This window comes from Herbaspirillum sp. C9C3 (genome assembly GCF_013359625.1).
Taxonomy (GTDB): Bacteria; Pseudomonadota; Gammaproteobacteria; order Burkholderiales; family Burkholderiaceae_D; genus Herbaspirillum.
Genome location: NZ_JABFMQ010000015.1, coordinates 73878 through 89770, shown reverse-complemented (window position 1 = coordinate 89770; position 15893 = coordinate 73878). Strand labels below are relative to the sequence as shown.

The following is a 15893-nucleotide window of genomic DNA, read 5'->3' as shown; positions in this document are numbered from 1 at the left end:
CACAACAAAGCCCGCCACCTGCACTGGAGACAAGCATGAACCTGGGATCACACCGGAGGCAGCGCGCGCTGCCCTCCTGACACGGGCGCATCGCCACGCCGTTGCCGCCAACCATAACGATAACCACGAGACACGCCACCAAAGGAGTTCGACGATGAATCCTGTCGACGCCGCCGACCCCGTCGGCCGCCATAGTTCCACCGCATCCTCTGCAATTGCTGCCCCTGCGGCCAGCCGTTTGTCAGAGCAGAAACCCACCCGCTACCGTTGGGTGGTGATGGGCCTGATCTTCCTGATCTGGGCCATTGCCTGCGCCGATCGCGCCAATTTCGGCATCGCCCTGCCGTACATGAAAAAGGAGTACGGCATCTCCAACACCGAGGCCGGACTGATCGTGAGTCTGTTTTCGTTTGCCTATGGTCTGGTGCAGATTCCGGTCGGGTTGATGTACAAGCGCCTGAGTGCCAAGACCACCGGCATGCTGTTTTCCGTCTTCATGTTGCTGACCTCGTTGTTTACCGGGCTCATGGGCACGACTTCATCGGTGCTGCTGTTGCAGCTCTACCGTGTCGGTCTCGGTTTGTCGGAAGGGCCACTGGGCATTGGCTGTACCAACGTCATCAATCGCTGGTTCCCGCCGGAGGAAAAGGGGACCGCCACCGGACTGTGGATTGCGGCTTCCAAGCTGGGTCCGCTGATCGTGCCGACGGTGTGCATCATCGTCATCCAGCTCTGGGGCTGGCGCGAAATCTTTTACGTGTTTGCGGTGCCGGGCATCTTCCTGGCCATTCTGTGGTTCTTCCTGGTGACCAATTCGCCCGCCGAAAACCGCTTCTGCAATGAGGCCGAGCGCCGTTACATCACCCAGGAGCTGTCGGCCGGTGCGGCCAGCGCCGGCACTGTTGCGGGGCAGGGTGCGCAGGTGGCACCGATGCCATGGCTGGACGGCATCAACCGTACCCGTCGTGTGCCGCGCCTGGAGACCTTGCGCCAGGTCTTCACGTCCTGGAACGTGATCGGCGTGGCTCTCGGCTATGGCTGCATGATCGGCATCAGCAATATCTTCATGTCGTGGATCCCGACCTATCTGGTCACGGTCAAGGGATTTGCTTCGGTGAAGATGGGTTTCCTTGCCTCGGCACCGTTCATCGGTGCGGTCGCGGGCAACATGCTGGGGGGCGTGATCTCGGACCGCCTGCTGGGTGGCCGCCGCAAGCCCATGATGCTGCTGGGCGCGCTGGGTACCGCCGTGATGACGCTCATGCTGGTGGATGCGCCCGACAGCGTGCTCTATCTCGGCGCCATGCTGATGTTGTCGGGCCTGATGCTGGGGATCGGCTTTGCCGGTTATTCGGCCTATCCCATGGGCCTGGCCACCAAGTCCACCTACCCGACCGCGTTCGGCATCGTCAATTCGCTGGGCCAGATCGGTGGCGCCTGTGCACCCCTGGCCGTGGGAATGCTGCTGGACCGCTATGACTGGAGCAGTGTCTTCCTTTACATGGTCGGCACTTCGCTGCTGTGCCTGGTGCTGCTGTTGAGCGTAGTGGAGCCGATCACGGTACGCAAGGCGGGGGACGAAGCCTGAGCGCGCAGTGCATGGAGAAAGCGACTGGCCCGCGTTGTTGCGGGCCTTTCTGTTGCTGACGAGGAATGTTCGTACTGATACGTATTAATATCTTGTGGATATTAATACGTATCGAATTATATATTGGACAAACACTCTCCTCGGAGGCACTCTTGTGCTCCCTTTTTCCCTAAGCAGCCCTGAGGAGACACCCATCATGCCGACCTATCGTTCCTATACCACTACCCAAGGCCGCAACATGGCCGGCGCGCGTGCGCTGTGGCGTGCCACCGGCATGAAGGATGGCGATTTCACCAAGCCCATCATCGCGGTCGTGAACTCCTTCACCCAGTTCGTGCCGGGTCACGTGCACCTGAAGGACCTGGGCCAGCTGGTGGCGCGCGAGATCGAGGCGGCCGGCGGCGTGGCCAAGGAATTCAACACCATCGCCGTGGATGACGGCATCGCCATGGGCCACGACGGCATGCTGTACTCGTTGCCCTCGCGCGACCTGATCGCCGATTCGGTCGAATACATGGTCAACGCCCACTGCGCCGACGCCATGGTCTGCATCTCCAATTGCGACAAGATCACCCCGGGCATGCTCATGGCCGCCATGCGCCTGAACATCCCCGTGGTCTTCGTCTCCGGTGGCCCGATGGAGGCCGGCAAGGTCATCAAGACCGTCAACACCGACAAGAAGGTCATCAAGCTGGACCTGGTCGACGCCATGATCCAGGCCGGCGACAAGAACATCTCGGATGCCGACGTGGCCGAAGTGGAGCGCTCGGCCTGTCCGACCTGCGGTTCCTGCTCGGGCATGTTCACCGCCAACTCGATGAACTGCCTGACCGAAGTGCTGGGCCTGTCGCTGCCGGGCAATGGCACCATCGTCGCCACCCACGCCGACCGCAAGGAACTGTTCCTGCGCGCCGGCCGCCTGATCGTCGAACTGGCCAAGCGCCACTATGAACAGGATGACTACAGCATCCTTCCGCGCAACATCTGCACCAAGGAAACCTGGGAAAACGCCATGACCCTGGACGTCTCCATGGGCGGCTCCACCAACACCGTGCTGCACCTCCTGGCCGCAGCCCACGAAGCCAAGGTGGAATTCACCATGGCCGACATCGACCGCATTTCGCGTCGTGTTCCCTGCCTGTGCAAGGTCGCGCCGATGACCAACAAGTACCACATCGAAGACGTGCACCGCGCCGGTGGCATCATCTCCATCCTCGGTGAGTTGGCCCGTGCCGGCCTGCTGGACACTTCGCGTCCGACCGTGCACAGCAAGACCCTGGGTGAAGCCATCGAGAAATTCGACATCCGCGTCACCAGCGATCCGGCCGTGCACAAGCTGTTCCGCGCCGCCCCCGGTGGTGTGCCGACGCAAGTGGCCTTCTCGCAGGAAGAGCGTTTTGAAGACAGCGACCTGGATCGCGCCAACGGCTGCATCCGTGATCGCGAACACGCCTATTCTCAAGATGGCGGCCTGGCGGTCCTGTACGGCAACATCGCCGAGAAGGGCTGCATCGTCAAGACCGCCGGCGTGGATGAAAGCATCCTGAAGTTCTCCGGCACCGCACGTGTCTTCGAGAGCCAGGACGCCGCCGTCGAAGGCATCCTGGGCGACAAGGTCAAGGCCGGCGACGTGGTCATCGTGCGCTACGAAGGCCCCAAGGGCGGCCCCGGCATGCAGGAAATGCTGTACCCGACTTCGTACATCAAGTCCAAGGGTCTCGGCAAGGCTTGCGCGCTGTTCACCGATGGTCGTTTCTCCGGTGGTTCCTCCGGCCTGGTGATTGGCCATGCTTCGCCGGAAGCGGCTGAAGGCGGCGCCATCGGTCTGGTGGAAGAGGGCGACATGATCGACATCGACATCCCCAACCGCAGCATCAACCTGCGCATTTCCGGTGAAGAACTGACCAAGCGTCGCGCCGACATGGAAGCCCGTGGCGATGCCGCGTGGCAGCCGGGCAACCGCCAGCGCGTGGTTTCGCAGGCACTGCAGGCTTATGCCGCGCTGACCACCTCGGCCGATCGTGGTGCCGTGCGTGATCTGTCGCAGTTGAAGCGCTGATCGTACGTGGCCGTCGCCGGTCACCGCTGCCAAAAAAATCGCCCGGTGCAAGCTGGGCGATTTTTTTTGTGCTGCGTCTGGCCAGGCTTAGACCTTGATTGCCGGTCGCATGTGCGTAGACGCAAATGCCAGCCCTTCCTCGAAGGACGACAGCACCATGTCCACCTGTTCCTTCACGGTCGCGGCCTCGACTTCCTCGTTGAAGAAGGACGGACGAATCGTTACCAGCAGCGCATGCGGCAGGTTCTCGCGCAGGTCGCGTACTACCCCCATCCAGGCGTCCAGTTTCTCTCGCACCGGATAGACCAGGAACACGATGGACACCAGTTCGGCCTTGCTGGTATCGGGCGGTCCTTCCTCGGGCTGGTCCAGCGTGATGCTGCGGGCATCGATGCCGGTCACGCGCAACGCATGCACCAGCAGTTCGGAGAGCAGGTCATCGCGCTCATGGCGCAAGCCACCGCACAGCACCACCGACCCTTGCGGCACATCCAGCGAACCCTGCCAGCGTCCCAGCCGCGCCTGGCGCAGTTCACGCAGATGCGCACCGACGCTGCTGTTGAGCAGCGGTACCTCGCGGCGCCGACGCAGGCTGCGCGGCGCGCCGGGACTTTGCGTGAGCACTTCGGTCAACTGCGAGACCGCATGCAGCAGACGCTCCTGCTGCGCTCCTTCGATGCGACCATGGCGCAAATCCAGCGCCGCCAGGGCCAGGCCGGGCAGCAGGATCTGGTCGCAGTACTTGGCAAAGCTCTGCTTCTGCAGATGCGTGCGGGCATCGCGGATGATGGCGTCCGATTCACCGGCCAGGGCACGCTGGTAGAAACGCTCGGCGTGTGTCATGTCGGGCGCCTCGCCCAGCAGGATGGTGATCGGTTCCAGGGCCGACACATGGCGCCCGGCCACCACCAGGCACAGCGTCAGCGGAGTGGAGAGCAGCAGGCCGATGGGTCCCCACAGCGTGCCCCAGAACAGCGCCGAGACGATCACCGCCAGCGGCGAGAGGCCCGAGCTATGACCATACACGCGCGGTTCGATGAAATTGGCCACGATCACTTCCAGCCCCACATAGAACGCCAGGAAAGACAGCGCCAGCCACCAGCCCGGATCGATGGCGGCGATGAAGATCGAGATCATCAGGCCCGAGGCCAGTGCACCCAGGTAGGGGACGAAGCGCAGCACCCCGGCCAGCGCGCCCCAGAGCACCGCATGCGGTACGCCCCCGGCGGCCAGCACCGCACCCATGATGAGGCCGAACACCAGGTTGACCAGAAACTGTGAAAAGAAGAAACGCGATACGCCCTCTGCCGCATCGCCCAGTGCCTGCATGGTGCGGCTCATCTCGGTCAGTCCGGCCAGGCGGATCAGGCGTTCGCGCAGGGATTCCTGTTCCAGCAGGATGAACACCAGCAAGACCAGCACGATGCCGGCCTGGCCGATCGGTCCCCAGGCCAGCGCAAAGAGCCGCCGCAAGGCCCCGCGCACCGACATGCGGGTATCGGTTTCGGGGGCGGCGGCGGCTGCTGCTGCGGCGGCACGACTGTTCTTCTTGCCGCTGCGCGCGCTCTCCGGCAGCGGCTGCGGGATCACCGCGCTCAGTTCGGCCTCCAGCCGGGCGAAGGGACGCTCGGTCATGGCACGCACGCTTTCTACCTTGTCCTGGATGGCTTCGCGGTATTGCGGCAGATCGCTGGTTACGCTCACCAACTGGAAGGTCAGCACCACCGCCAGTGCCACCAGGCAGCCGCCCACCAGCAGCACCGATACCATGGCGGCGGCAGCCCGGTTCAGGCCCAGGGCGGCGAGCTTCCTCACCAGCGGCAGGATGATCAGGCTGGCAATGCCGGCCACTGCCAGCGGGGCCAGGATGTCGCGGCCGAAGTAGAGCATGCCCAGTACCACGGCCGCCCCCAGGAGGGTGGTGGAATTCAGGCGTGAAAAGGCGGAAGTCTTGAGGTTTTGCATGGAGAGGATGAGGGCAGGAAGGCGGGCCGGTCAGCGATGCAGCGCGAGTATAGCCCTTGCCCTTGCAGTGCGCGCATCGCGCCTTGACGTTTTCTGCACCATGCCCCGCAACATCAGGTGCGGCGAGGCTTGCAGAGGGGGTGGTTCAGCGCGACACTTCATACAATTCCAGCGGCAGGCCATCCGGATCGGCGAAGAAGGTGAAGCGCCGGCCCGTGTATTCATCCACGCGGATCTCTTCCACGACCACGCCACGGGCTTCCAGTTCGGCCTTGCTGGCGGCGACATCGGCGACCGCAAAGGACAGATGGCGCAGACCGCAGGCCTCGGGACGCGAAGGACGCGACGGTGGGGCGGGGAAGGAGAACAGTTCTATCTGCGTACCGTCGGGCAGGCCCAGGTCCAGTTTCCACGAGTCGCGTGCGTCGCGGTAATGTTCGGCAATCACGCGCAGGCCCAGCAGATCGACGTAGAACGCGCGGGAGGCCGCATAGTCGGAACAGATGAGGGCCACATGATGGATGCCTTGCAGCTGCATGGGATGCTTTCAGAAAGAGGGTTCAGCCGGGACGGCCCTTGGGGCCGCGCTGCGCCAGCCCGGCGCAGACCGCGCGCACCTTGTCGCGCAGCCAGCGATGGGCCGGGTCCAGCTCTACGCGGGGATGCCACATCAGCGAGACGATGATGGGGTCGGTGGCCACCGGCAGTTCGAACAGATGGATGCCGGAGGCACTGCCATCCTTGCGCGGTGCCCCCGCCTGGGTCAGGAAGGAGTAGGGCACCATGGTCACCAGGTCGGAGCAACGCACCACCGCCAGCGCGCCCGGAAAGCTGGGCACGACTGCCACCACTTTGCGCACCAGGCCGCGCCCGGCCAGTGCGGCATCGATGGGGCCGTTGCGCTCGCCTCGTGGCGAGGCGCTCACATGCTCGTGGGCGCAATAGCGCTCGGCACTGACGCGGCGCAAGGCGGCCAATGGATGTCCGATGCGTACCGCACCCACGAAGCGATCACGAAACAGGGTTTGCAGACGCACCTCCGGTCCCATCTCGCTGGCCACGCCGATCTCGATGTCGGCACTGCCTTCGCGCAGCGGCAGCGGACTGCGCTCCACCTTGGGCGCGAAGCGCAGCCGCACCAGCGGGGCCTCTGCCGCCACGGCACTGATGAGTGCGGCACCGCAGGCTTCGATGAAGCCTTCATTGGCGCGCAGGGTGAAATCCCGCTCCAGCCGGGCCAGGTCCAGTTCCGGTACCGAGGGACGCAAGACCGATCGGGCTTCGTGCACCACATTGCGCACCCGTTCGCGCAGGGCTTCTGCGCAGGGAGTCAGCACCATCTGTCGTCCGGCCCGTACCAGCAACTGGTCGCCGGTGGCCTGGCGCAGGCGGGTCAGGGTGCGGCTCATGGCCGAGGCACTCAGGCCCAGGCGGCGCGCAGCCCCGGCCACGCTGGCTTCGGCGATGAGGGCATCGAGGGCGATCAGCAGGTTGAGGTCGGTATCGGACATGACGGCATCCTAGCATGCGGTAGCAGACATGATTGGAGGCATGGCGTTGCATGCAATGATCCAATGCAGGCCGTGCGTCTTCCGCCTTGTCTCGTGGCTGGCTATAGTGAAGACCTGATTCGATCTTCCCAAGCGATCTCCATGTCACTCTTTTCCGATCTGCCCGGCGACGAAGGCCTGCCGGGCGTACAGCGCCGCCGCGCCATGCTGGCCGTGATGACGGCCACCACCATGGCCGTCTTCGACGGCACCATCATCAACGTGGCCCTCCCGCAGATCAGCCAGGCCCTGCAGACCTCGGCCGCCGCCTCGGTATGGGTCGCCAATGCCTACCTGCTGGCTACGGCCATGACGCTGGCCGCCTTCGCCGCCTTGTCGTCGCGACTGGGCTTCCGCTCCCAGTTCACGGCGGGGCTGGCTGTCTTCACGCTGGCCTCGCTGGGCTGTGCATTGTCGCACTCGGTGGACCTGCTCATTGCCATGCGCGTGTTGCAGGGCCTGGGCGGTGCAGCCATGCTGAGCATTGCGCCGGCCATTCATCGCACCGTCTTTCCCAACCGCCTGCTGGGGCGCATCCTCGGCCTCAATGCCGTGCTGGTGGCGGCCAGTACCGCCATCGGTCCGGTACTGGGCGGCACCTTGCTGGCTGCGCTGGGCTGGGAATGGATCTTCCTCATCAACGTGCCGCTGGGCATCCTCGCCGTGCTGCTGTCGTGGAGCGCCATTCCGGAAACACGCAAGCCGGCGCAGGCGCCCTTCGACGTGGCCGGTGCGCTGTGGTCGGCGCTGGCCATGGGCGCCATCATCATGGCGGCCGATACCTGTGCGCGCTTTGCCGAACCGGGCCAGGGTACCCACGCCATGCTGGAGGCGGCAGCCTACGCCCTGGTGGCGCTGCTGGCCGGTACCGCCTTCGTGCGCGGCCAGCGCCGTGTACCGGAACCGCTGTTGCCGCTGGACATCTTTGCCAATGCACGTTTCTCGCTGGCCGCACTGACCTCGCTGGCGTCCTTCGTGGGGCAGGGCATCGCTTTCGTGGCCTTGCCCTTCCTGTTCCAGAACGGCTATGGATACACCGCCTTTGAATCGGCAGCACTGTTCACCCCGTGGCCGCTGGGTATCGTGCTGGTGGCGCCGCATGCAGGCAAGCTGGCCGACCGTCATTCTCCGGCCTTGCTGTCGAGCCTGGGCCTGGCGCTCTTTACGGTCGGGCTGGGCTTGCTGGCCTTGCTGCCCGATCACGCCCAGGCCTGGGACATTGGCTGGCGCGCACTGGTATGCGGCATGGGCTTCGGTTTCTTCCAGAGTCCCAACAACCGCGAGATGCTTTCCAATGTCGCCCGCGAACGCAGTGGCAATGCCTCGGGCGTGCTGGCCATCATGCGTACCTTCGGCCAGTGCCTGGGCGCGGCCATGCTGGGCACGATCCTGGCGATCTACACCGCCGGTGCGGTGGCCCAAGGTGAGCTCAAGATGAGTGCGACGCAGGATGGCGAGGCGATCCGTCTTGCCCTGTGGGTCGCGGTCCTGGCTACCGCGCTGGCTACGGCAGTGAGCGCCAGCCGCCTGCGTCGCAAGGCGCAATCGCCCGCCTGATCTGCATTTGCGAGCCATGGTGCAGAAAACGTCAAGCTCCCTGGAACTCATCATTGACTGAAATGTACCTGAATTGGTAACTTTTTAGTGAGCCCTTAAATCCTCGTTGATTCTCGCTTTGTCCCGGCAGGCGGGAGCATAGACTGCTTCTGCTTGCCGGCGTGCCGACTGCCACCCAGGGCGAATTACAAGCACAACAGCGTCCCGTTTCATCCTCCTCGCCCCACTCAAGCGTTCAGGTTTCGCAGTCCACCCTTGCAAGCTCCGTCCAACTCTCTCCGGCCTCATCCTGCATCGGCCGGGGGATACCACAAAAGGGGGCAATACCATGGGCAAGTTGAAAGTCGTGACCAGGCTGGCATTGGGCTTCGGCCTGATTCTCGTGTTTCTGTTGGGCATTTCCTTGCTGGGCATGGCGGGCATGTCGCGCATCAATGATGCCCTCAGCGACATCACCTCCGTCAACAATGCCGAAACCAGGCTGGTTGCCACCATGCGCAACGCACTGAGCCAGCGCGCCATCGCCATTCGCAACATTGCCCTGCTCGATGACCAGGAAGGCATGCGCGTAGAAGCGCAGACGCTGGCGCGCCAGGAAAAGATCTATGGCGATGCCTTGCTCGCGCTGGACAAGATGTTCAACACCGAAGCGGCCACCAGCGAGCGCGAGAAACAGTTGCTGGCCCAGATCAGGTCCGACGAGGCGGCCGCCGTGCCGTTGATGGCCAAGGCGCTGCAATTGGGGCTGGATAACCAGCCGGCCGATGCCGTCAAGGTGCTCATCACCGAAGTGCGGCCCAAGCAGCAGGCCTGGATCAAGTCGCTGACCGAACTGGCCGAATTCGAAGACCAGCTCAACGACGACGCTGCCGCCAGTGCCCGCAGCACCTATGCCTGGCTTCGTTCCATCATGCTCAGCGCGGTGGCGCTGGCCTTGCTCGCAGGCGTGGTCGCCTCGGCGATGATCGCGCGCAGCATCCTGCGCCAGTTGGGGGCCGAGCCGTCGGAAGCGCAGGCCGTCGCGCGCGAGATTGCCTCGGGCGATCTCACGGCCACGGTGCGTCTGCGTGAGGGCGACGGCGCCAGCCTCATGGCGTCGATCGAGCAGATGCGTTATCAGTTGAACGTAATCGCACACGGCATCAAGTCGGCCGCCGAGACGATCTCGGTGGCCAGTGGCCAGATTGCCCAGGGCAATTTCGACCTCTCGCAACGTACGGAAGAACAAGCGGCCTCGCTGGAGGAAACCGCCGCCAGCATGGAAGAGCTGACCACCACCGTGCGCCAGAACACCAGCCATGCCAGCGAAGCCTTGCGCCTCTCGGGCGGTGCCGCGCAGACGGCCGCCAGCGGCAGCGAAGCCTTTGATCGCGTGGTCTCGACCATGGACAAGATTTCGGCCAGTTCCGGCAAGATGGCCGACATCATCGGCGTGATCGAAGGCATCGCCTTCCAGACCAATATCCTCGCCTTGAATGCGGCTGTGGAAGCGGCCCGCGCCGGCGAGCAGGGGCGCGGCTTTGCGGTGGTGGCCTCGGAGGTGCGCTCGCTGGCACAACGCAGCGCCGTGGCGTCCAAGGAGATCAAGGATCTGATCGGTGAATCGATGGCACACGTGGGGGCGGGCTCGCAACTGGTGGCCAGCGCCGGTCAGCAGATGAGCGGCATCGTGGCTTCGGTGCAGCGCTTCGGCGAGATCATGAACGAGATTTCCACTGCCACCCAGGAGCAGGGCAGCGGCATCGAGCAGATCAATACCGCCATCGTGCAGATGGATCAGGTGACCCAGCAGAATGCAGCGCTGGTGGAACAGGCCAGTGCGGCGGCGCAGTCGCTGTCGCAGCAGGCCTCGGGTTTGCTGAAGGTGGTGTCGGTCTTCAAGATCCGCCAGGATGCCTCGACCATGACCGACAACGCACCCGCAAGCCCGACGGCACCGGCCTTGCAGAGCGCGCCGCTGGCGGCCCTGCACTGAGACCGATACCGAGAGAGCGAAGCGGCAGGGGGGCGGCACTCAGCCTTGGGGGCCGTCGTCCTCGTCCTCGTCCTTGGGCACGAACACCATGCCGCTCTTGGCGTTGTAATCCATGAGACCGGCATAGCGGCCCCAGGCGATCATGGTCTCGAAGGTCTTTTCAGGATTGTCATAGGGCAGGGCGCTGCCGATGTCCTTCAATACGCGCTCGGCCTCGATCTCCTCGGCCTCGCCCAGCACCGCCAGGATGATGTGGAAGATGCGCAGCTTGTAGACCTGCTCGGCAAAGATGGCGCGCTGTCCCTGGCGGTCGGCCGCCACGAAGCGGCGGCCGAGATCGGTCAGGTAGACCTCCTGCTTGGGGGTGTCCACCAGTTCCAGGATCTCTGCGGCCTTCACGGTAGCGATGGTCTCGCCGAATTCCTTGCCGATCTCGTCGGAGATGTCGTAGATGTTGTTCAACTCCGGTTCGTCGTTCAACAGGCTCATCAGGCCCAGGATCTGCCCCACCGGGATCAGCGGGATGGATTCCATGCGCTTGCGTCCGCGCGAGATCGGCTCACCCGGCACGTGCACTTCCGGCGGCAGGTCGGGCAGCGTCAGGGTGGTGATGGCTTCGTGGATGATGTTGACCAGACGTTGGAATTCCGGGCTCTTGGAGTCGCGCGGATAGGGTAGCGGGTTCTCCAGCACCAGACCCAGGCGACCCGGACGCGGGAACACCACGACGATGCGGGTGGCCATTTCCACCGCTTCCTCGATGTTGTGGGTAACCATGAAGATGGAGGTCAGGCCGCTGTCCGGTGCGCGCCACAGGCTGATGAGTTCCTGGCGCAGGTTTTCGGCGGTCAGCACGTCCAGGGCGCTGAAGGCTTCGTCCAGGCACAAGAGCTTGGGCTTGGAGACCAGCGCCCGTGCAATGCCCACGCGCTGGCGCATGCCGCCCGAGAGTTCGCGCGGATAGGCGCTATGGTAGTTGCCCAGGCCGATCAGTTCGATGGCGCGGTCGACCGCCGCGTCGCGTTCCTCGCGGGTCGGATTGTGCGACATCAGGCCTACGGCCACGTTCTGTTCCACGGTCAGCCAGGGATAGAGGGCGAAGGTCTGGAACACCACCGACGCATCACGATTGACACCATTGAGCTGTTTGCCGGCGGCCATGGTGTGGCCCGAGCTGGGTTCCACCAGGCCGGTCAGGCAGCGCAGGATGGTCGACTTGCCCGAGCCGGACTGGCCCAGCAGCGCCAGCAGTTCGCCTTCGTGGACGGCCAGGTCGATGTTGTCGAGCACCTTGAGCTCGTGGCCGCCGGCGGTATTGTAGGATTTGCTGACCGCGCACAGTTCGGCGACGGCAGGGCGTTGTTGCGAGGGTGTCATGGGTTGGCTCACGATCAATCGAGGCGGAAACGGCGTTCGGCGAAGGCATACAGGCGACGCCAGACAAACTTGTTCATCAGCACGACGAACATCGACATCACGCCGATGCTGGCGATGATGAGAGGCGTGTCACCGGACTTGGTGACTGCCGAAATATAGGCGCCCAGGCCATCGGCCTTGAGCGAGACATCCCCCCAACTGGCCAGCTCGGCCACGATGGAGGCGTTCCAGGCCCCTCCGGCGGCGGTACATGCACCGGTCACCCAGAACGGGAAGATGGCCGGCAGGATCAGCGTCTTCCACAGGTTCCAGCGTGACAGTCCGTACATGCGTGCGGCTTCCTTCAAGTCATTGGGAATGGCCATGGCGCCGGCAATCACGTTGAAGAGGATGTACCACTGCGTGCCCATGGCGATCAACAGGATGCTGCCCCAGTTCATGCTGACGTTGGCCGCGACGAACCAGCCCACCACCAGCGGGAAGGTCATGTTGACGGGGAAGGATGCGCCGATCTGCGCCAGCGGTTGCGCGAAGCGGGCGATGTGCGGCTTGGAGCCTATCCATACTCCCACCGGGGTCCAGATCAGGGTGGCGATGACGGTCATGGCCAGCACCCGCAGCATGGTCAGGAAGCCCAGCCAGACGATGTGACCGAACAGACTCCAGCTCATCGCGCCGTGCAGCGCATCGATGGCCGCGACCAGTCCGCGCAGGGCTTCGAAGATCAGCAGGCCGCAGATCGCGCCGGTCAACACGCGTTTGGTCCAGCGTTGGCGGGTGATGCGCGCCGGCGTGAGCGCTGCCGAGGTGGCGGGACGATGACGCGCCAGCCAGTCACCCAGCGGCTGCCAGCATTTCTCATCGAGCCAGGTAAAGACGTAGGAACCGCGCAGCAGGTCATACACCCAAGAGGTCGGCGGCGAGCTCGATTCGGTCAGTTCGATCTTGAACTTGTCGGCCCAGGCCAGCAGTGGCCGCCACACCAGCTGGTCGCTCACCAGGATCAGCGCCAGCATGGCGATGACCGCCCACAGTGCTGCCGTATGGTCGCCCTGGGCGATGGACTGCGCCATGTAGGAACCCAGGCCGGGCAGCTTCAGGTCCTTGTTCATGACGCTGATGGCTTCGCTCTGCGCCACGAAGAACCAGCCGCCGCCGAAGGACATCATCGAGTTCCAGATCAGGCTGTGTGCCGATGCCGGCAGCTCCACGGTGCGAAAGCGCTGCCAGGCGGTCAGGCGATAGGTGGTAGCGGCTTCCTGCATGTCGGTCGGGATGGTGACCATGGAGTGATAGAAGCCGAAGGCCATGTTCCACACCTGGCCGGTGAAGATGGCGAAGATGGCCGCGCATTCCACGCCCATCAGGCTACCCGGGAACAGCGCCATGAAACCGGCCACGGTGGCCGAGAGGAAACCCAGCACCGGCACCGATTGCAGGATGTCCAGCGCAGGCAGGATGAGGGCGCGCGCACGGCGGCTCTTGGCGGCCAGGTAGCCGGTGCCGATGGCGAAGAAGAGCGAGAAAGCAAAGGCGATCCACATGCGCAGCAGGGTGCGGCCGGCGTAATAGGGGATCATGGCGGGCGAGCTGTCGACCTCCAGCTGGTCGGACGGGTCGAAGTGCACCAGCATGCCACGGCCGAAGTGCAGCGCGCTCCACAGCAGGCCGAACAGCACCGCCAGCACCAGCGCATCGATCCAGCCGAAGCCAGGCTTGACTTCTTCATAGGCCGTCAGTTGCGGCGAGGTGGTCTTCATTGTCATGGCGGCGAGGCTGGATGGCGGTGTTGGTGTTGGTCGCGGTGGTAGCGTTCGTGGCTGGGCAAGACGTGGTCAACGGCTTCAATCCGGTCGTGCGCGATCCCATGCCTGATGGATCAGTCGCCCCCCGGGACCGGCGGCGCCACTGTAGCAAGGAATTCTGACAGTTTCTTGACCACCTTCCCGGATGCCGACATTTGCTTGACTGCCTGACGCGACCGGGTGGACGCTTAACGCACGGACTGTCATCCCGGCTGACGCGAACCGTACGCGATCCGATTCGTCTCGCATGTCGATAGTAAAAAAGCCGCCCTGCTCTCGCAGGACGGCTTTTCTCCCCGGACCGCCGGATCGTTTCAGGCGCGATGCTGCGGCCCTTCCTGCGTCGCTCTGCGTGGAATCATCGTCCACATCGTCAAGCCACTGAGCAACAGCAATCCCGCCAGGATATACAGCGCGATATCGATATTGCCGGTGCGCGTCTTGACCAGACCGATCAGCCAGGGGCTGACGATGCCGCTGGTGATGCCCACGCTGGAGATGAAGGCGATGCCCGGTGCGATGGTCTGGCTCGGGAGCAGTCCGGGCGGCAGCGACCAGAAGATCGGCAGGGCCGCAAAGATCAGCACCGCCGCCATCGACAGCAGTCCCAGCGAGACCGCAAAGCTGGAAGGATGCAGGGTCAGCGCGGCCAGCGCCAGCGCACCGCCGGTGGTGCACATCAGGAAGTGGCCGTGACGCTCGTTGCGGCGGTCCGAGCGGCGCGCGATCAGGATCAGGCCGATGGCGCCGATGGCGTTGGGGATGACCGTATAGAGCGAGACCTCGACCACATCCTTGATGCCGAAGTCGCGAATCATCAGTGGCATCCAGAAGTTCAGCGTGAGCGAGCCGCAGGTCAGCGCAAAGTAGATGAAGGCGAACAGGTAGGTCTGAGGATGCGACAGCGCCTGCCTGAGCGCCATCAGCGAATGCGGTCTCACATGATGGGTACGCAGCGCTTCCTGGTTTTGGCGGGTCTGCAGGAAACCGGCTTCTTGCGGGGTCAGCCACCTGGCCTGTGCCGGTCCGTCGGGCAGCAGGAAAATCACCAGCAGGCCCAGCACCACCGCTGGTGCACCTTCGATGGCAAACATCCACTGCCAGCCATACAGACCCATCACGCCAGCCATGTCACGCATGATCCAGCCCGAGACCAGTCCGCCCAATACCCCCGCCACCGCCACCCCGGCAAAGAAGATCGCCATCACCGCCGCGCGGCGCTGCGCCGGAAACCAGTAGCTGAGATAGAGCACGATGCCGGGGAAGAAACCGGCTTCGAATACGCCCAGCAGGAAGCGCAGGATGTAAAAGTGCGTGGCATCGTTGACCGCCATCATGCCCACCGATGCCAGCCCCCACAGCACCATGATCCGGGAAAAGGTGCGGCGTGCGCCAAAACGTGCCAGCAGCATGTTGCTGGGCACTTCGCACAGGACGTAGCCGACATAGAACACGGCCGCGCCCAGACCATACATGGCGTCGCTGAAGCCGAGATCCTGCTTCATCTGCAACTGGGCGAAGCCGATGTTGATACGGTCCAGGAAGGACACTACGTAACAGATGAAGAGAAAGGGAATGATGCGCAGCCAGACCTTGCGATAAATCGCGTCTTCGGCCGCCACGCCCAGATCGAGCGCGGAAGGGGCGGCCAGCGTGCCGGCGCCCTGGGATGGGGTCATCATGAATGTCTCCGTTGGATAGGCGCCTGTGGCGGCGCTCTTGTGGATGTCGAGGAAGGATGGATATGACTCAGGCCGCTTCGGCCAGCGTCGCCGAGGCTGCCGGGGCCAGGCCGGCGCGGGCGCGCTGCATGGCCTCGATCAGCACGTCGTGGCCGCCGATGTGGTTGGCTAGCAGCAGGATCAGGCGGGCATTGAGGTCCTGGCTGGCGGCATCGTCCAGGCCGCGATGGATTTCGATGAGGGCTTCGTAGAAGTCATCGGGGTGCGTCAGATTGGGCGCGGTGTTGAGGCTCATGGTGTCTCCTTGTTGAAGGGGCGGGTGGTTTTGCGATGGG

The 15893-nt window shown here is 64.0% G+C and carries 11 protein-coding genes; 4 read left to right on the top strand and 7 right to left on the bottom strand.

Annotation, left to right across the window (positions count from 1 at the left end):
• Positions 1 to 154 precede the first annotated feature (154 nt).
• Positions 155 to 1588, top strand: coding sequence for an MFS transporter (locus HNO82_RS14980; protein WP_008325314.1), 1434 nt, complete (start codon positions 155 to 157; stop codon positions 1586 to 1588).
• Between the two features lie 196 nt (positions 1589 to 1784).
• On the top strand, positions 1785 to 3647 hold the full coding sequence (gene ilvD / locus HNO82_RS14975) for a dihydroxy-acid dehydratase (RefSeq protein ID WP_175344272.1): 1863 nt from the start codon (positions 1785 to 1787) through the stop codon (positions 3645 to 3647).
• An 87-nt stretch (positions 3648 to 3734) separates the two neighbouring features.
• Here the strand turns inward: ilvD and HNO82_RS14970 are convergent, their stop codons facing one another.
• The 3 genes from HNO82_RS14970 to HNO82_RS14960 all read right to left on the bottom strand — a co-directional run bounded on the left by HNO82_RS14970 (position 3735) and on the right by HNO82_RS14960 (position 7123).
• Complete coding sequence (locus tag HNO82_RS14970) at positions 3735 to 5612, bottom strand: AI-2E family transporter (protein WP_175344271.1); 1878 nt, start codon at positions 5610 to 5612, stop codon at positions 3735 to 3737.
• A gap of 145 nt (positions 5613 to 5757) precedes the next feature.
• Positions 5758 to 6150, bottom strand: coding sequence for an SMU1112c/YaeR family gloxylase I-like metalloprotein (gene gloA2, locus HNO82_RS14965; protein ID WP_175344270.1), 393 nt, complete (start codon positions 6148 to 6150; stop codon positions 5758 to 5760).
• A gap of 22 nt (positions 6151 to 6172) precedes the next feature.
• The gene (locus HNO82_RS14960; RefSeq protein WP_175344269.1) at positions 6173 to 7123 is read right to left on the bottom strand and encodes a LysR family transcriptional regulator; all 951 of its coding nucleotides are present in this window, start codon (positions 7121 to 7123) and stop codon (positions 6173 to 6175) included.
• 141 nt (positions 7124 to 7264) lie between these two features.
• Here HNO82_RS14960 and HNO82_RS14955 point away from each other — a divergent pair, with 141 nt between their 5' ends.
• Entirely contained in the window at positions 7265 to 8719 is a 1455-nt protein-coding gene (locus HNO82_RS14955) for an MFS transporter (protein WP_175344268.1), read from the top strand.
• Between the two features lie 328 nt (positions 8720 to 9047).
• Positions 9048 to 10694, top strand: coding sequence for a methyl-accepting chemotaxis protein (locus HNO82_RS14950; RefSeq protein WP_008325330.1), 1647 nt, complete (start codon positions 9048 to 9050; stop codon positions 10692 to 10694).
• A gap of 39 nt (positions 10695 to 10733) precedes the next feature.
• Here HNO82_RS14950 and HNO82_RS14945 read toward each other — a convergent pair whose 3' ends face one another.
• The 4 genes from HNO82_RS14945 to HNO82_RS14930 form a co-directional block, all read right to left on the bottom strand.
• Positions 10734 to 12071, bottom strand: a complete 1338-nt coding sequence (locus HNO82_RS14945; protein ID WP_008325332.1) for an ABC transporter ATP-binding protein — start codon at positions 12069 to 12071, stop codon at positions 10734 to 10736.
• Positions 12072 to 12085: 14 nt separating this feature from the next.
• Positions 12086 to 13831: an ABC transporter permease gene (locus HNO82_RS14940; protein WP_008325334.1), complete on the bottom strand. Its 1746-nt coding sequence runs from the start codon at positions 13829 to 13831 to the stop codon at positions 12086 to 12088.
• A 359-nt stretch (positions 13832 to 14190) separates the two neighbouring features.
• Positions 14191 to 15558, bottom strand: a complete 1368-nt coding sequence (locus tag HNO82_RS14935) for an MFS transporter (RefSeq protein ID WP_175344267.1) — start codon at positions 15556 to 15558, stop codon at positions 14191 to 14193.
• Between the two features lie 67 nt (positions 15559 to 15625).
• Positions 15626 to 15853: a DUF2783 domain-containing protein gene (locus tag HNO82_RS14930; protein WP_008325340.1), complete on the bottom strand. Its 228-nt coding sequence runs from the start codon at positions 15851 to 15853 to the stop codon at positions 15626 to 15628.
• Positions 15854 to 15893: the final 40 nt, after the last annotated feature.